The sequence below is a fragment of the Geodermatophilus bullaregiensis genome (genome assembly GCF_016907675.1).
In the GTDB taxonomy this organism is placed as follows: Bacteria; Actinomycetota; Actinomycetes; order Mycobacteriales; family Geodermatophilaceae; genus Geodermatophilus; species Geodermatophilus bullaregiensis.
The window spans coordinates 3,976,141-3,992,066 of record NZ_JAFBCJ010000001.1 but is presented as its reverse complement, the minus strand read 5'-3'; the positions used below and the strand labels follow the sequence as shown (position 1 = coordinate 3,992,066).

Sequence of the window (15,926 nt, the reverse complement as noted above, 5' to 3'; positions counted from 1 at the left end):
CCTGCGGGCGGACGCGCCGTCTGCCTGCCCCGTGCGGGTGGACTCCCTCCTCCCCCGGGGTGAGCCGTGCGCGCCGCTGCTCAGCAAGCAGGCGCCCCCGACCGATCCGGTCCCCACGACATCGGACGATCTGGCGCTCCTTCGCAGCGCCGGCTGGGGGACGGCACGGATGCTGGCTGGGATCGAGCAGGCGACACCGCGGCGCGGACGGCGGACCTTGGCAGCGGGCCTGCTCGCCGTGGTGGTGGGCTCCGTCGCAGCCGACACGGCGGTGGCCCCTGAGAGCGCCCCGGTCTGGGCCGCGCAGGACAGCACCGTCCCAACCGGCACGGTCGCCGCCTCCGTCGGCACGGACCCGGGGACGGCGACCAGCGGGCCGCTCCGCGAGGAGCGGCTGACGGCGCCGGACCGGGTCGTCGTGCGCGACGACCTCGGGGTCGTGGCCACCTTCACCGTGGGGTCACGCTCGGTGGCGCTGCGCGGCCCGCAGCGGGTCTTCGCCGAGTCGACCACCACCGCGACGGTCACGACGACGACCTGGGTGAGGCTCCTGACCCAGCCGTTCACCGGTGCGGTCGACCACGGCTGGCTGTCCGGACGACTGACCGACCGGAGCGACGACGTCCTCGAACTGGCACGGCAGTACGTCACCGGGGCCGGCGAGCGGTACGACGCCTCGGGCCGACGCATCGCCGGCGACGCCTCCTACGGCCCCCTGCAGGCCGACGGGACGCGCGAGGAGGGATCCGACTTCAACGACTACCTCGGCGTCCCCTGGACCTACGGCTCCCGCGTGGACCCGCCGGAGCCGGGGCAGTTCGCCGCCATGGACTGCTCTGGCTACGTCCGCACGGTGTACGGCTACCGCGCCGGAGTGCCCCTGTCACTCCAGCCCGACGGTGTGACACTGCCGCGGCGTGCAGTCCAGATGGCAGAGTCCGCTCCCGGGGCGGTGATCGTCCCCGACACCGGCCGGCGCCCCGCCGGCACCTCCACGCTGCTGCCAGGGGATCTGTTGTTCTTCGACGCCAGCACGGACGACGGCACCCTGGTCGACCACGTGGGCATCTACCTCGGCCTCGACTCGCAGGGAGCGGCACGCTTCCTCTCGAGCCGGAAGAGTGCGGACGGGCCGACCATGGGTGACGTCCGTGGCCGCTCCACGCTCTCGGGGACGGGCCTCTACGCGACCTCGTTCCGGAGCGTTCGGCGTCTGTGAGACCGACGGGTGGCACCGCACGACCACCCGTGATCGGTCGACCTGCGGGCGGACGACACGGGCATCTCGGCCGGACGCCGTCGAAGTGCGATGATCGGCGGCCGAGCGCCCGTAGCTCAGCGGATAGAGCAGGTGCCTTCTAAGCACTTGGTCGCAGGTTCGAGTCCTGCCGGGCGCACCCGATCTCCCAGGTGGTGATCCGCCTCGCCAGCCGCGATGTGAGGGCGCTGGACACGTGGGCTGTGTCAGCCCGGCATGAGATCGCCAGAGGTCCACGATGGCGACGGTCGGGTCGAAGTCGGTCGGCGATCGGCGGACCCGCTCGAGGTGGTGGGGGGCGGCCAGTTGTGTCCGCCGTTGACGATGGTGATCTGGAGGAACGCCTCGTTCCTGAGGAACAGCTGCGTCACCACCTCGGTGACGCCGGTGCTGCCCGGGACGAGGGAGGTGCTCGCCACGGGCGGCGCAGGGACGTTGTTGCGCGTCAACATCTCCCGGACGGTGAAGAACGGCAGCGTCTCCTCGAGCGGAGTCTCCTCCTGGGTCAGGGGTGGGCGGAAACCACGATCGGCAGTGCCCTGCACGTGGACCACGGGTGCCGGCGCGGGCTCCACACCTCCCCCCAGCTGGGCTCGGTGGTGCCGCGCCTTCTCGGGGTCGAGGGCCTTTCCCACCATCGCGACACCGCGGAAGGACGCGGCCAGGTCGGAGTTGGACAGCTGCCACGCCATGCCGGCGCCGTCGGAGAAGCCCGCGGCGTACACCAGGGTCGGGTCGGCCTTGACGTGGGGAACGGTGGCCGAGCCGGTGGCGTACGTCCGGGTGGTCAGTTCGAGCTTGCGGGCATAGACGGTCGTGCGGGCGTTAGCGTGGGCCACAGAGACCTCCGGTTGGAAACGGCGACGTCAAGCACCGCCACTCCTTCCGGAGGTCTCCTTCGCGATCAAGGCACCACGCCGACTGTCAACAACGTCCCTGGTCACGACGGCTAGAGCAGCAGTCTTCCCGTGCAGCGACTCTGCGACCAGCTGGTGCCGTTGCTGCTGGTCTCCGTGCAGATCTCCACCTGGACGACCTGGAGCTGGTCCGGGGAGCGGAGGTCCACCGACCAGCTGACGTGGCTGTTGTTGTTGGGTGCTCGCACCTTCCCGCCGTGGATGGTCCCCAGCGAGGTCCCGGCCCCGTCGAAGTACTCCATGTGCATGCGGCCGTACTGGAGCGGGACGTTGTCGAGGTGCAGGCGTCCTGTCAACGTCGCTTGGTAGAACCCGTACTGGTTGACGGCCCAGTTGACCGACCCCGACCCGAGGGGCGCTCCGAGCACGAACGTGTTGTCACCGAAGTCGACGCCCGGGGCTGTGAGGCGGACAGGATCAGGAGGGAAGACGGCCGCCTGGGCCTGCCCGGGGACGGTGACCGCGGTCATCACCGCGGCAGCAAGGGCCACGGCAGCCCGACGGATGATCGGTCCGGTTCTCATGTCGTTCTCCTCGATGGGTCTCTCCCCGTGCGGACAGGAGGTACGAGGAGAAGCGTGGCGGTGAGACGGAGGCGTCCTCCAGTTCAGGACCTGTAGCAGTCCAGTACCGGATCTGTACTACCGCCGAGGCCCACGGCTGCCTACCGTGAGGTGTGCCCACCACCTACGGGCAGTTCTGTCCGATCGCCAAGGCGATGGAAGTGCTGGACGAGCGGTGGATGATGCTCGTCCTCCGAGAACTCCTGCTGGGCAGCCGACACTTCAACGAGGTGCGTCGCGGTGTGCCGCGGATGTCGCCGACCCTGTTGTCCAAGCGACTGCAGACCCTCGTCAGAGCCGGAGTCGTCCAGCGGCACTGCGAGGGCAAGCAGGTGACCTATCACCTGACGCCGGCGGGCCAGGAGCTCATGCCGATCCTCGAGGCCATCGGCCGCTGGGGACTGCGCTGGATGCAGGACCTGCACGACGACGACCTGGACCCGTACTACCTGTTGTGGGACATCCGACGCAGCATCGACCTGGAGGCGGTGCCGGACACCACCACGGTGCTGAGCTTCAGCTTCTCCGACGTCGACTCCCCGGTGCGGCACTGGTGGATGGTCATCCGCAGACAGGGCGTGGACATCTGCGACTTCGACCAGGGCCACGACGTGTGGGCGCACGTCCGGACCACGCTGCGCACCCTCACCCAGCTGTGGCGGGGGGACTTCAGCTGGAGCGAGGCGTTGCGGTCGGGTGACGTGGTCATCGACGGCCAACCCGCCGCTCGCCGTGCCGTTCCCCGATGGCTCGGACGGTCCTTCCTCGCCGACACCCCACGGCCCGTCCCGCCGGACCTGGAGCAGGTGCCCACCACCCCGGGGACTCCTCGGTTGCCGTGAGATCGAGGACCGGTGCCGTACGGCGACGATCCCGCCGCACGACCGCAGGTCAGCACGGCGTTCGGCTCCGGACGGCTCCTGAGCACCTGGTCGCCGGTTCGAGATCGACCGGACGCGGGCGGGTGGTCGGTGCACTGCAAGTGGGCTGCCAGGGCGCTGCAAGTCGGCCCCGGCACGGTGCTCGCCGAGCACCCGGGGACGGCCCCGGGATCGACCGAGGAGCCCGCCATGACGCAGGTCCACGACCCCCGCCAGCCCGGCCAGCCGCCCTACGCCCAGCCCTACGGGGTCCCGGCGCCCGGTTACGGCGCCCTGCACGGCTTCGGCCACGGCCAGCCGCCGACCCAGCCCAAGAGGAGTGCCCTCCCCAAGATCCTCGGCGTGATCGGGGCGGTCGTCGTCCTGGCCGGGCTCGGCGTCGGCGCCCTCTTCCTCTTCGGCAGCCAGCAGCTCGACACGGCCGAGGCCGAGCGGCAGATCGTCTCGATCACCGAGGAGCAGACCGGCGTCACCGTCACCGACGTCAGCTGCCCCGACGACGTCGAGCTGGCCGCCGGCACCGTCACCACCTGCACCGCGATGGTCGAGGGCCAGGAGGTCACCTACACCGTCGAGCAGACCGACGACGAGGGCAACGTCCGCATCGACGGTGAGCAGGTCTTCGTGCCGGTGGCCGACGTCGAGTCCGCGCTGACCGATCAGTTCGCCAGCGAGGCCGGCCTGTCGGTGGTCTCCACCTGCGACGCCGGTGAGCGCACCGTCCTCGTCGCCGCCGACGGCCTCGAGCTGACCTGCGAGGCCAGCCTGGTCGACGACCCCAGCGACACCGGCACCGTGACCGCCCTGATCGACGCCGAGGGCAACGTCACCTTCGACGCCTCCTGACCCCGGGCGTCCCTGGGCGCCGGGCTCCCTCGCGGGGGCCCGGCGCTCAGCGCTGTCCGGCGGGCACCCACCCGATCGCCGGGGCGACGTGGCGGGCGACGTTCTCCAGCAGCGCGGCGTTGTACTCGACGCCGAGCATGTTCGGCACCGTGATCAGCAGGGTGTCGGCCTCGCGGACCGCGGCGTCCTTGGCCAGCTCCTCGGCCAGCCGGTCGGGCTCGCCGACGTAGCTCTTGCCGAAGCGGGCGCGCACTCCCTCCAGCACCCCGACCTGGTCGGAGGAGGACCGCTCGCTGCCGAAGTAGGCGCGGTCGAGGTCGGACACGACCGGGACGACGCTGCGGCTCACCGACACCCGCGGCTCGCGCTCCCAGCCGGCGTCGGCCCAGGCGGCCCGGTAGCGGGCGATCTGCTCGGCCTGCAGCTCGTCGAAGGGCACGCCGGTGTCCTCGACCAGCAGCGTCGAGCTCATCAGGTTCATCCCCTGCTCGGCGGTCCAGACGGCCGTGGCACGGGTGCCCGAGCCCCACCAGATCCGGTCGGCCAGCCCCGGCGACTGCGGCTGCACCGCCAGCCGGCCGCGGGCGCCGCCGGTCATCCCGGGGTCGGCGTCGACGACGGTCGCCCCGCGGACCGCGGCCAGGAACAGCGCCGTCTTCTCGCGGGCCAGGTCGGCGTCCGAGGACCCCTCGGGCGGCACGTAGCCGAAGGCCTCCGAGCCGTGCAGCGCCGTCTCCGGGGATCCCCGGCTGACGCCCAGCTGCAGGCGCCCGTCGGCGAGCAGGTCGGTGGCCGCCGCCTCCTCGGCCGTGTACAGCGGGTTCTCGTAGCGCATGTCGATGACGCCGGTGCCCAGCTCGACCCGGGAGGTCCGCGCCGCCATGGCGGCCAGCAGCGGGAACGGCGAGGCCAGCTGGCGGGCGAAGTGGTGCACGCGGACGAAGGCGCCGTCCAGGCCGAGCTCCTCGGCGGCGACGGCCAGCTCGACGCTCTGCACCAGCGCGTCACGGGCGGTGCGCACCCGGGAGCCGGGGATCGGCTGCCAGTGACCGAAGGACAGGAACCCGATGCGCTTCTCCGTGCCGGTCGTCATGGACCGACCAGCGCGCCCACCGGGGCGGGTGTTCCCGATGGGACGGGTTCGTCACCACATGTGACCGGTCGACCACGACTCTCCGTGCACCGGTTCCGTCACTCCGGGCGTCCGGTCGGCCACCCTGTCCGGGTGACTCTCAGCGCTCCCCACGTGCCGCGGCCCCGGGACGACCAGCCCGGGCAGCCGGGCGGCGCACCGACGGGGACGCGGCTGCGGGCCATCGACACGCTGCTGGCCGACCGCGGCCAGCTGTTCCGCGCCCTCTTCCTCTCCTCGCCGGTCCCTCAGGCGCTCGTCGACCTCGACGGCCACCTGCTGGTGGTCAACGACGCGCTGTGCGCGATGGCCGGCCGCGGGATCGACGACATGGTCGGCCGGCACGTCGACCTGCTGGCCCACCCCGACGAGGCGCCGCTGCCCGACGGCGACGGGCCGCTCACCGGGGAGCTGCGCCTGGACCCGTGGCTGCGCCAGGACGGCGAGCGCCGGCTGCGCCGCGCCGACGGCAGCGAGCTGTGGGTGCAGCAGTCGCACGACGTCGTCCACCGCAGCAGCGGCGAGCCGCAGTTCGTCGTCCTGTCGCTGGTCGACGTCACCGACCGGCGCCGCGCGGAGGAGGACCTGGTCCGCCGCGCGTTCACCGACGCGCTCACCGGGCTGCCCAACCGCCGGGCGCTCATCGACCGGCTGCACCACGCGCTGGCGCTGTCCCGTCGGCGCGGGCTGCAGGTCGGCCTGGTGCACCTCGACCTCGACCGGTTCCAGGCGGTCAACGACACCCTCGGCACCGAGGCCGGCGACCAGCTGCTCAGCCAGGTCGCCGACCGGCTGCGCTGGAGCACCCGCGTCGAGGACACCGCCGTCCGGCTGGGCGCCGACGAGTTCCTCATCCTCGCCGAGGACGTCGAGGACCTCGACGGCCTGCGCGCGCTGGCCGACCGGCTGCTCTCGGTGCTCGACGACCCGTTCCCGGTGGCCGGCCGGGAGATCGTGCTCTCGGCCAGCGTGGGCCTGACCCTCGGCTCCGACGTCGCCCCCGACGACCTGCTGCGCCAGGCGCACAGCGCGCTGACCCGCGCCAAGAGCGACGGCAGCCGGGCGCGCATCGAGGTGCACGACGGGGTGCTCACCGACGACGAGGTCGACCTGCTGCAGCTGGAGACCGACCTGCGCCGCGCGCTGGACGGCGACGAGCTGCGGCTGTTCTACCAGCCGATCGTCGACCTCTCCGACGAGACGCTGCTGGGCTACGAGGCGCTGATCCGCTGGCAGCACCCCACCCGCGGCCTGCTGCCGCCGGGCGCCTTCCTCGACGCCGCCGAGAACAACCGGCTGACCTCCCGGCTGGGCGCCTGGGTGCTCCACCGCGCCTGCGTGGACGCCGCCGGCTGGCCGGCCGGGCTGCGGGTGCACGTCAACGTCTCCGCCCGGCACCTCGCCGAGCCCGGCTTCAGCGACCTGGTCGACGCCGCGCTGGCGGAGTCCGGGCTGGCCCCCGACCGGCTGGAGCTGGAGATCACCGAGTCGACGGCGCTGTTCGCGGAGGAGGCGACGCTCAAGGCGGTGTCGGAGGTGACCGCACGCGGCGTGACGCTGGCGCTCGACGACTTCGGCACCGGCTACTCGGCGATCACCGCGCTGCACCGGCTGCCCATCCACACCGTCAAGATCGACCGCTCGTTCGTCGCCGACGTCGTCACCCAGCCCTCCACCGCGGCACTGGTGCAGGGCCTGCTGCAGCTGGGCCGGGGCATGGGCCTGCAGGTCATCGCCGAGGGCATCGAGGACCTCGACCAGGCCGACTGGCTGCGCCGGCACGGCTGCGCGATGGCGCAGGGCTACGCGTTCGGCCGGCCCGCACCGCTGCCCAGCCGGGCCGAGGCGCTCATGGCCGAGGTGCTCGTCGAGCAGGCCGCCGAGGAGGCCGCCGCGGTCCTGGAGGCCGTGACCGGCGAGCTCGAGGCGGTCGTCGCCGAGCTGCCGCCCGTCCCGCCGCCGGCCGGCGCCGACGGGCTCGACGTCTTCCCGCTGGACGACGAGGACGAGCCGCCGGTCCGCCCGTTCGTCGTGGTCGTCGACGACGACGCGTCCGGCGACGAGGACGACGACCGGCACTGAAGCCGTGCACCTCCGCGGAGGTTCCCTACGCCGGCGTCAGCGGGACCGGGCGCTTGGGTTCCCGGCCGTCGCCGGACGAGCGGCCGCGCAGCCGGCGGGCGATCCACGGGGCGACGAAGCCGCGCAGCCAGGCGGCCTCCTCGGCCAGCGCCACGCGCAGCGCCCGCGGTGGCGCGGGCGGCAGCGGGGTGCGCCAGTCGCCGCCGTCGTCGACCGGGACGCCGAGCGCCGCGGCCGCGGCCAGCGCGATGCGCCGGTGCCCCTCGGCGGTGAGGTGGATCCGGTCGCCGTCCCACAGCCGCCAGTCCTGCAGCCAGTCGGCGCCCCACTGGTCGAGGACGACGGCGCCATGCCGCGCGGCGATCGACCACAGCGAGGCGTTGAAGACGGCGACCCGGCCGCGGGTGCGCCGGATGATCGGCGTCAGCCGCGGGTCGACGCCGGTGGCCAGCAGCACGTCGGCGCCGTCGCTGCGGAAGCCGGCCACCGCCTCCTCCAGGGCCGCGGCCAGCCGGTCGGGGTCGGCGCCCGGGCGCAGCAGGTCGTTGCCGCCGGCCACCAGGCTGACCAGGTCCGGCCGCGCGGCCCGGGCCACCGGCACCTGCTCGGCGAGCACCTGCGGCAGCAGCCGCCCCCGGATCGCGAGGTTGGCGTACTCGACGTCGACGTCCGGCCGCGCCGCCGCCAGGTGCCCGGCGAGCCGGTCGGCCCAGCCGCGGTACCCGCCGGGACGCTCCGGGTCGGGGTCGGCCAGCCCCTCGGTGAAGGAGTCGCCGAGGGCGACGTAGCGGCGCCGGGAACGGTGGGACGGGACGGGCACCCCTCCACTCCAGCACGACCCCCCGGCGTCAGCCGCGCCAGGTCTCCAGCAGCCGCAGCCAGACCTCGCTGACCGTGGGGTAGGCGGGGACGGCGTGCCAGAGCCGGGCGATCGGCACCTCCCCGACGACGGCGACCGTCGCCGCCTGCAGCAGCTCGGCCACCGCCGGGCCGACGAAGGTCACGCCGAGCAGCACCTCGCGCTCGGGGTCGACCACGGCGATCGCCGTCCCCTCGTAGTCGTCGGCGAACAGCGCGGCGCCGGCCACCGAGCCGATCGGGTACTCGACGACGCGGTGCGGCCGGCCCGACTCGCGCGCCTGCGCGCTGGTCAGGCCCACGCTGGCCACCTGCGGGTCGGTGAACACGACCGACGGTGTGGCGGCACGGTCGGCGGTCGCGGTGTACGGCGACCAGTCCTCGACGGCGACCTGCTCGCCGCGGGCGCGGGCCACGATCGCCGCGCCGGCCTGGCGGGCCTGGTACTTGCCCATGTGGGTCAGCTGCCGGCGGCCGTTGACGTCGCCGACGCCGTAGAGCCAGGGCAGGCCGCGGACCTGCAGGGTGTCGTCGACGTCGAGGTAGCGGCCGGGCTCGAGGCCGACGGTGTCGACACCGATGCCGGTGGTGCGCGCCTGCCGGCCCACGGCGACCAGCACCTCGTCGCCGCGCAGCTCACCCTCGGCGGTGACCAGGACCACCTCGTCGTCCTCCCGGCGGGCGGCCCGCACGTCGGCGCCGAGCCGGACGTCGACGCCGCGGTCGCGCAGCGAGGCGAGCACCGCCTCGCCGGCCTGCGGCTCGGCGCCGGGGAGCAGCCGCGGCCCGCGCTGCAGCAGGGTCACCTGCGAGCCGAGGGCGTTCCACGCGAAGGACATCTCGCAGCCGACGTAGCCGCCGCCGACCACGAGCAGCCGGCGGGGCGCCTCCTTGGCGCTGGTCGCCTCGCGCGGCGTCCACGGCTGCACGTCGGGCAGGCCCTCGACCGGCGGGACGGCGGCGGCGGACCCGGTGCACACGGCGACGGCGTGCCGGGCGGTCAGCCGCGTCGTCCCGCCGTCGGGCCCGGTGACGACGACGACGCGCTCGCCGTCGAGCCGGGCGGTGCCGCGGAGCAGGTCGATGCCCGCGCCCTCGACCCACTCCACCTGCGAGGCGTCGTCCCAGTCGTGCGTGAAGGAGTCGCGGCGCTCCAAGGTGGCGGCGACGTCCTGCTCCCCGGTCACGGCGGCCGCCGCGCCCTTGACCGCCCTCGCCTCCTCGATGGCCTCGGTGCCGCGGATCAGCGCCTTGCTCGGCATGCACGCGTAGTACGAGCACTCGCCGCCGACCAGGTGCTCCTCCACCAGGGCCGCGCTCAGCCCGCCGCGGACGACGACGTCGGCCACGTTCTCCCCCGTCGAGCCGGCGCCGAGCACGACGACGTCGTAGGTCTTCTCCCCTGAGCTGCTCACGGGCGTGATCCTCGTCGTGTGGTCGACTGGCCGCCATGGCCTCCGTCGACGCCGTCGCCTACGCCGCCGCGCTGCGCCAGTACGCCGCCGGGGTCGCGCTGATGACCGTCCGCGACGACACCGACGACGTCGGGACCACGGTCACCTCGGTGATGAGCGTGTCGGCCGACCCGCCGCTGGTCGCCGTCGGCCTGACCGCCGAGGGCTACCCGGCCGAGGTGCTCGAGGCGGTGGGCAGCTGCGCGCTCACCGTGCTGGCGGCCGGGCAGGCGATCCTGGCCAGCCGCTTCTCCTCGGCCGGCCGGCCCGGCGCGCGGCACCTGCTGGAGTCGGTGCCGTGGTCGCGGGCGGCCGGCAGCGACGCGATCGTGCTCGACGGCGGCGTCGTCGCGCTGGACTGCCGGCTCGACCGCCTCGTCCCGGCCGGCGACCACGTGCTCGCGCTGCTGCTCGTCGACGACGTCCCGGTGCTGCGCCCCGACGCCGCGCCCCTGCTCCGCCTCCGCGGCCGCTACGTCGACGCCCCGGGGACCCGGTAGCGCGACGGAGGCCCGTCCCGTCCGCACGGCCGGCCGCCCGGACTACGTTCGCGGGTGATGAGCCAGCCGCAGACCCCCGTGCCGTCCGCGCTCCGGCGCGCCCTCGCCCGTGCCGAGCGGGGGGTGACCCTCGACGCCGGCGAGGCCGAGATCCTGCTGTCGGCCCGCGGGCTGGGTGAGGGCGCGCCGCTGGACCGGCTGCTCACCGCCGCCTCCCGGGTGCGCGACGCCGGGCTGGCCTCGGCCGGGCGCGCGGGGATCGTCACCTACAGCCGCAAGGTGTTCATCCCGCTCACCCACCTGTGCCGCGACCGCTGCCACTACTGCACGTTCGTCACCACGCCCGGGCAGCTCCGGGCCCAGGGCAAGGCGCCGTTCCTCTCCCCCGACGAGGTGCTCGACGTCGCCCGCGCCGGCGCGGCCCTGGGGTGCAAGGAGGCGCTGTTCACCCTCGGCGACCGCCCGGAGGACCGCTGGCCGGTCGCGGCCGAGTGGCTGGCGGCGCACGGCTTCGACTCCACGCTCGGCTACCTGCGGGCCATGGCCATCCGGGTGCTGGAGGAGACCGGGCTGCTCCCCCACCTCAACCCCGGCGTGCTGACGTGGGAGGAGGTCCAGCGGCTCAAGCCGGTCTCGGCGTCGATGGGGATGATGCTCGAGACGACGGCGACCCGGCTGTGGTCGCAGCCCGGCGGCCCCCACTTCGGCAGCCCCGACAAGGAGCCCGCGGTGCGGCTGCGGGTGCTCGAGGACGCCGGCCGCTCCGCCGTCCCGTTCACCACCGGCGTGCTGCTGGGCATCGGCGAGACGCCGGCCGAGCGAGTCGACGCCGTCCTGCGGATCCGGGCCGCGCACCAGCGCCACGGGCACGTGCAGGAGGTCATCGTCCAGAACTTCCGCGCCAAGCCGCGCACCGCGATGGCCGCGCACGACGACCTGGCGCTGCAGGAGTACGTGGCCGCCGTCGCCGTCACCCGGCTGCTGCTGGGCCCCCGGGCGCGGGTGCAGGCCCCGCCGAACCTGAGCGACTCCACCGAGCTGGGCCTGCTGCTGCGCGCCGGCGTCGACGACTGGGGCGGGGTCTCCCCCCTCACGCCCGACCACGTCAACCCCGAGCGGCCCTGGCCGCACGTCGACGAGCTCGCCGCGCTCACCGCCGAAGGGGGCTTCGCCCTGCGCGAGCGGCTGGCCGCCCAGCCGCCCTACGTGCTGTCCCCCGAGCCGTGGCTCGACCCGCGGGTGCGCCCGCACGTGGCCGCGCTGGCCGGCCCGGACGGGCTGGCGGTCGAGGGCCGGATCCCGGCCGGGCTGCCGTGGCAGGAGCCCGACGAGGCCTGGGTGTCGACCGGCCGGACCGACCTGCACGTCGAGGTGGACACCGTCGGGCGCACCGCCGACCGGCGCAGCGACTTCGACGCCGTCTACGGCGACTGGGCCGAGCTGCGCGACCGGACGACGGCCGCGCGCGACGGGCACAGCACCGCGCTGGCCGTCGGCGACCCCGAGGTGCACGCCGCGCTGCGGGCCGCCGAGCGCGACCCGGCCGGCCTCTCCGACGCGCAGTACCTGGCGCTGCTCGGCGCCGACGGCCCCGACCTCGGGGCGCTGTGCGCGCTGGCCGACGCCGTCCGCCGCGACGTCACCGGCGACGACGTCACCTACGTCGTCAACCGGAACATCAACTTCACCAACGTCTGCTACACCGGCTGCCGGTTCTGCGCCTTCGCCCAGCGGCGCACCGACGCCGACGCCTACACGCTCTCGCTGACCGAGGTCGGCGACCGGGTGGACCAGGCGTGGGCCGCCGGCGCCACCGAGATCTGCATGCAGGGCGGCATCCACCCCGACCTGCCCGGCAGCGCCTACCTCGACCTGATCGGCGAGGTGAAGCGGCGGCAGCCCGGCATCCACCTGCACGCCTTCTCCCCCATGGAGATCGTCAACGCGGCAGCCCGCACCGGGCTGTCGTTCGCCGACTTCCTCACCGCGGCGAAGGAGGCCGGGCTCGACAGCGTGCCGGGGACGGCGGCGGAGATCCTCGACGACGACGTCCGCTGGGTGCTGACGAAGGGGAAGCTGCCCGCGGCGACCTGGCTGGAGATCGTGCGGACGGCGCACCGGGTGGGCCTGCCGACGACGTCGACGATGATGTACGGCCACGTCGACACCCCCGCGCACTGGGTGGCGCACCTGCGCACGCTGGCCGCGGTGCAGGACGAGACCGGCGGGTTCAGCGAGTTCGTGCTGCTGCCGTTCGTGCACCACAACGCGCCGATCTACCTCGCCGGCGTGGCCCGGCCGGGCCCGACGGTGCGGGAGAACCGGGCGGTGCACGCCGTGGCCCGGCTGCTGCTGCACGGGCGGATCCGGAACGTCCAGACGTCGTGGGTCAAGCTCGGCGAGGCCGGCACGCGGGCGGTGCTGCAGGGCGGCGCGAACGACCTCGGCGGCACCCTGATGGAGGAGACGATCAGCCGGATGGCCGGCAGCGAGAACGGCTCGCTGAAGACCATCGCCGAGCTCGAGGCGGTCGCGGCGTCCATCGGCCGGCCCGCGCGGCAGCGCACCACCGAGTACGGGACGCCGTCGGCCGAGCGGATGGCCACCGCCCGCTCCGACGAGGGCCGCCGCCGCCTCACCCTCTCGATCGCCCCCACCTGACGCGCGAGATCGGCGATGTCGTCGTCATCAGCGTCTGATGACGACGACATCGCCGATCTCGCGGGAGGGGTCCGGCGCGCAGGCTGCCCGTGCGCCGGGCCCGGGGCCGTGCGGCTCAGAGGGAGTCGGCCAGGTCGTCGCAGACGCGGAGCTCGCCGTCCTCCACGACGACGTCCAGCGGGGTCTCGTCAGTGCCGAACACGGTGGAGATGCGGACGTCGACCTCCCAGCCCTCGCCGTCCTGCTCGACCTCGACGACACGACCGGGGGCGCTGAGCAGGCCGCCCAGGTAGTGGTCCATGTCCTCGGCGAACTCGTCCGCGTCGTCGTAGTCGTCCCGCTCCTCGCGGCACAGCGACTGGTAGGCGGTCGTGTAGTCCCCGGACTGCAGCGCGTCCACGTACCCGACGGCGACCTCACCCGGCGTCGTCGACCCTCCGCTGTCGGCAAGGACCACGGTGGTGACGAGCACGCCGACGGCGAGCACGGCGGCGCCGGCCACCAGCCGCCGGTTGCGGGCGGGCCCGGCCGGTCCGGGGACCGGGGACGGGCCAGCCGGCACGCCCGCCAGCCAGGACGGCGGGGTCGCGGGCGGGACGGGCGGGCCCCAGCCGGCGGGCCCAGCGGCGTGCGGAGCGGCGTACGGCGCGGCCGGCGGGCCGGCGGGCGGGACCCAGCCGGCCGGCCCCTGGGGGGGCGGCGACGGCAGCGACGGTGGGGTGGTCATGGCGGTGTACCTCCTGGTGGGTGGGGTGCTGCGGTGGTGGGAGTGGTGGTGGTGGGAGTGGTGGTGGTGGGAGTGGTGGTGGTGGGAGTGGTGGTGGGAGTGGTGCGGTCGTGTGCGGCCGGTCAGCCGACGGCGACCGGGGTCCGGGGCGCGGGGACGACGGACGGCGTGTGGTCGTGGGCGGGAGCGGGCTGCGGCCGGCCGAACAGGTAGCCCTGGGCGTGCGAGCAGGCCAGGTCGCCGAGCACGGCGTGCTGCTCCTGCGTCTCGACGCCCTCCGCGACGACCTCCAGCTGGAGGCTGCGGGCCAGCTCGATGATCGAGGCGACCAGGGTGGTCGAGCGGCCCTCGCTGCCCAGGTCCTGCACGAAGCTGCGGTCGATCTTGACGATGTCGGCGGGTAGCCGGCGCAGGTAGGACAGGCTCGAGTAGCCGGTGCCGAAGTCGTCGATGGCGATCCGCACACCCAGCCCGCGCAGGTCGCGCAGCTGGTCGACGACCTGGTCGACGTCGCGCAGCAGCACGCCCTCGGTCACCTCCAGGGTGAGCTGGCCGGCGGGCAGGCCGTGCCGGGCGAGGACGGCGTCGACCAGCCCGACGACGTCGTCGTCGACCAGCTGGCGCGGCGAGAGGTTGACCGCCATGCCGACGGGGCGGCCGGACTCCGCCGTCCAGACGGCCGCCTGGCGCACCGCCTGCTCGAGCACCCAGCGGCCGATCTCGACGATGTGGCCGCTCTCCTCGGCCATCGGGATGAACTCCACCGGCGGCACCATCCCGCGCCCGGGGTGGTGCCAGCGCAGCAGCGCCTCGTAGCCGGTGGTGCGGCCGTCGGCCAGCGCCACCGTCGGCTGGTAGTGCACGGCGAGCTGGCCGGCCGCGGTCGCGGCGACGAGGTCGGCGGCCAGGGTGGCCTTGTCCTCCGCGGCCTGGGCCATGCCCGGCGCGTAGCGGACCAGGCGGTTCTTGCCCTGCGACTTGGCCTGGTACATGGCCAGGTCGGCGTTGCGCAGCAGGGTCCCGGCGCGGCGGTCACCGGCGGTGGCGGAGTCGGCCACCCCGATGCTGACGTGCACCGTCAGGGGCCGCCCGCCGACGAGGACCGGCTCGGCGAGGGCGGCCAGCACCCGCTCGCCGATCGCCGTCGCCACCTCGGCGCCGCCGTCGACGACGATCGCGAACTCGTCGCCACCCAGCCGCGCGACCTCGTCGCCGGAGCGGGTGCAGGCCTGCAGCCGCTCGGAGACCGTGGTGAGCAGCTGGTCCCCGGCCGCGTGGCCGCGGGTGTCGTTGACGTCCTTGAAGTCGTCGAGGTCGAGGAAGAGCACGCTGACGGCGCCGCCGCGGCGGGCCAGCAGTCGCTCGGTGGTCTCGTGCACCAGCGTGCGGTTGGCCAGCCCGGTGAGCGGGTCGCGCAGGCCCTGCTGCTCGTTGAGCCGCCAGGACGCCAGGTGGGCCAGGCTCGCGGCCAGCACGAAGGCGCCGTGCACGAGGGCCCACAGCCACGGGTCGTGGTAGGCCGCGGCGTGTCCGAACACCGAGTGCGGGAACAGCGTGCCGAGCACCCCGTGGTGCAGCACGACCACGCCCAGGGCCAGGCCGAAGGGCGCCCAGCTCTGGTACAGCGAGACCAGGCCGACGACGACGAAGAAGTGGAAGTGGGACTCGGTCAGCCCCTCCAGGAGGTGCACGAGGAGCGCGGAAGCGGTCAGCAGGCTCACCGTGGTCCCGGCGGCCCGCAGCATGCGGCCTGCGCCGGGGAGCAGCGTGAAGGCCAGCGGGTAGGCCGTGGCGGCCGTCATGAGCACGGCGGCCAGGACCGAGCGGCCCAGACCGAGCGCCATCACGCCGATGCCGGCGGCCTGCACCGCGGACACCCGCACGAGCAGCAGGTGACGGCTCCGCCAGATCTCCCCGGGCAGCATCCGCCCCTCAGGCAGGTGACTGCGCAGGTGGGGGAGCACGCGGAGGTCCATGCGTCGTCCATCGGCCCGTCCGCGGGGCCGCTCCACGCGGCAGGGGACACCCCTCACCCGCGGGGGTGAGC

General features: G+C 74.4%; 13 protein-coding genes and 1 tRNA gene. 7 read left to right on the top strand and 7 right to left on the bottom strand.

Features of this window, described 5'->3' with window-relative positions:
* The first annotated feature begins 169 nt into the window (after nucleotides 1–169).
* Nucleotides 170–1,219 carry an NlpC/P60 family protein gene (locus JOD57_RS19120; RefSeq protein ID WP_204693472.1) on the top strand — a complete coding sequence of 350 codons (1,050 nt, stop codon included), beginning with the start codon at nucleotides 170–172 and terminating at the stop codon, nucleotides 1,217–1,219.
* Nucleotides 1,220–1,324: 105 nt separating this feature from the next.
* Nucleotides 1,325–1,397 (top strand) — tRNA-Arg (locus JOD57_RS19115).
* A gap of 67 nt (nucleotides 1,398–1,464) precedes the next feature.
* Here the strand turns inward: JOD57_RS19115 and JOD57_RS19110 are convergent.
* The gene (locus JOD57_RS19110) at nucleotides 1,465–2,097 is read right to left on the bottom strand and encodes an alpha/beta hydrolase family protein (RefSeq protein ID WP_204693471.1); all 633 of its coding nucleotides are present in this window, start codon (nucleotides 2,095–2,097) and stop codon (nucleotides 1,465–1,467) included.
* A gap of 110 nt (nucleotides 2,098–2,207) precedes the next feature.
* Nucleotides 2,208–2,699, bottom strand: coding sequence for a hypothetical protein (locus tag JOD57_RS19105; protein WP_204693470.1), 492 nt, complete (start codon nucleotides 2,697–2,699; stop codon nucleotides 2,208–2,210).
* A 152-nt stretch (nucleotides 2,700–2,851) separates the two neighbouring features.
* On the opposite strand from JOD57_RS19105, the gene JOD57_RS19100 reads away from it, so the two are divergent.
* Together JOD57_RS19100 and JOD57_RS19095 are read left to right on the top strand one after the other, a co-directional pair.
* Nucleotides 2,852–3,580, top strand: coding sequence for a winged helix-turn-helix transcriptional regulator (locus tag JOD57_RS19100; RefSeq protein ID WP_204693469.1), 729 nt, complete (start codon nucleotides 2,852–2,854; stop codon nucleotides 3,578–3,580).
* A gap of 228 nt (nucleotides 3,581–3,808) precedes the next feature.
* The gene (locus JOD57_RS19095; RefSeq protein WP_204693468.1) at nucleotides 3,809–4,465 is read left to right on the top strand and encodes a DUF4333 domain-containing protein; all 657 of its coding nucleotides are present in this window, start codon (nucleotides 3,809–3,811) and stop codon (nucleotides 4,463–4,465) included.
* Between the two features lie 46 nt (nucleotides 4,466–4,511).
* On the opposite strand, the gene JOD57_RS19090 is transcribed toward JOD57_RS19095, so the two are convergent.
* The gene (locus tag JOD57_RS19090) at nucleotides 4,512–5,558 is read right to left on the bottom strand and encodes an LLM class flavin-dependent oxidoreductase (RefSeq protein WP_204693467.1); all 1,047 of its coding nucleotides are present in this window, start codon (nucleotides 5,556–5,558) and stop codon (nucleotides 4,512–4,514) included.
* Between the two features lie 132 nt (nucleotides 5,559–5,690).
* Between JOD57_RS19090 and JOD57_RS19085 the strand changes: the two genes are divergently transcribed.
* The gene (locus JOD57_RS19085; RefSeq protein WP_307824792.1) at nucleotides 5,691–7,679 is read left to right on the top strand and encodes a putative bifunctional diguanylate cyclase/phosphodiesterase; all 1,989 of its coding nucleotides are present in this window, start codon (nucleotides 5,691–5,693) and stop codon (nucleotides 7,677–7,679) included.
* A gap of 25 nt (nucleotides 7,680–7,704) precedes the next feature.
* Here JOD57_RS19085 and JOD57_RS19080 read toward each other — a convergent pair whose 3' ends face one another.
* Nucleotides 7,705–8,499, bottom strand: a complete 795-nt coding sequence (locus JOD57_RS19080) for an SGNH/GDSL hydrolase family protein (RefSeq protein WP_204693466.1) — start codon at nucleotides 8,497–8,499, stop codon at nucleotides 7,705–7,707.
* A gap of 28 nt (nucleotides 8,500–8,527) precedes the next feature.
* On the bottom strand, nucleotides 8,528–9,952 hold the full coding sequence (locus JOD57_RS27045; RefSeq protein ID WP_204693465.1) for a dihydrolipoyl dehydrogenase family protein: 1,425 nt from the start codon (nucleotides 9,950–9,952) through the stop codon (nucleotides 8,528–8,530).
* 35 nt (nucleotides 9,953–9,987) lie between these two features.
* Between JOD57_RS27045 and JOD57_RS19070 the strand changes: the two genes are divergently transcribed.
* Complete coding sequence (locus JOD57_RS19070) at nucleotides 9,988–10,491, top strand: flavin reductase family protein (RefSeq protein ID WP_204693464.1); 504 nt, start codon at nucleotides 9,988–9,990, stop codon at nucleotides 10,489–10,491.
* 57 nt (nucleotides 10,492–10,548) lie between these two features.
* Complete coding sequence (locus tag JOD57_RS19065; protein WP_204693463.1) at nucleotides 10,549–13,152, top strand: bifunctional FO biosynthesis protein CofGH; 2,604 nt, start codon at nucleotides 10,549–10,551, stop codon at nucleotides 13,150–13,152.
* Nucleotides 13,153–13,267: 115 nt separating this feature from the next.
* Here the strand turns inward: JOD57_RS19065 and JOD57_RS19060 are convergent, their stop codons facing one another.
* Together JOD57_RS19060 and JOD57_RS19055 are read right to left on the bottom strand one after the other, a co-directional pair.
* Nucleotides 13,268–13,879 (bottom strand): Rv0361 family membrane protein, encoded by a 612-nt coding sequence (locus tag JOD57_RS19060; RefSeq protein ID WP_204693462.1) that lies wholly within the window; start codon nucleotides 13,877–13,879, stop codon nucleotides 13,268–13,270.
* A gap of 122 nt (nucleotides 13,880–14,001) precedes the next feature.
* Nucleotides 14,002–15,855: a putative bifunctional diguanylate cyclase/phosphodiesterase gene (locus tag JOD57_RS19055; RefSeq protein ID WP_204693461.1), complete on the bottom strand. Its 1,854-nt coding sequence runs from the start codon at nucleotides 15,853–15,855 to the stop codon at nucleotides 14,002–14,004.
* Nucleotides 15,856–15,926: the final 71 nt, after the last annotated feature.

What these genes read in the sequence shown, in the direction of transcription:
- JOD57_RS19120 (WP_204693472.1), top strand. Translation starts at nt 170, where the DNA reads ATGCTGGCTGGGATCGAGCAGGCGACACCGCGGCGCGGACGGCGGACC.
- JOD57_RS19105 (WP_204693470.1), bottom strand. Translation starts at nt 2,699, where the DNA reads ATGAGAACCGGACCGATCATCCGTCGGGCTGCCGTGGCCCTTGCTGCC.
- JOD57_RS19095 (WP_204693468.1), top strand. Translation starts at nt 3,809, where the DNA reads ATGACGCAGGTCCACGACCCCCGCCAGCCCGGCCAGCCGCCCTACGCC.
- JOD57_RS19090 (WP_204693467.1), bottom strand. Translation starts at nt 5,558, where the DNA reads ATGACGACCGGCACGGAGAAGCGCATCGGGTTCCTGTCCTTCGGTCAC.
- JOD57_RS19070 (WP_204693464.1), top strand. Translation starts at nt 9,988, where the DNA reads ATGGCCTCCGTCGACGCCGTCGCCTACGCCGCCGCGCTGCGCCAGTAC.
- JOD57_RS19065 (WP_204693463.1), top strand. Translation starts at nt 10,549, where the DNA reads ATGAGCCAGCCGCAGACCCCCGTGCCGTCCGCGCTCCGGCGCGCCCTC.
- JOD57_RS19060 (WP_204693462.1), bottom strand. Translation starts at nt 13,879, where the DNA reads ATGACCACCCCACCGTCGCTGCCGTCGCCGCCCCCCCAGGGGCCGGCC.
- JOD57_RS19055 (WP_204693461.1), bottom strand. Translation starts at nt 15,855, where the DNA reads ATGGACCTCCGCGTGCTCCCCCACCTGCGCAGTCACCTGCCTGAGGGG.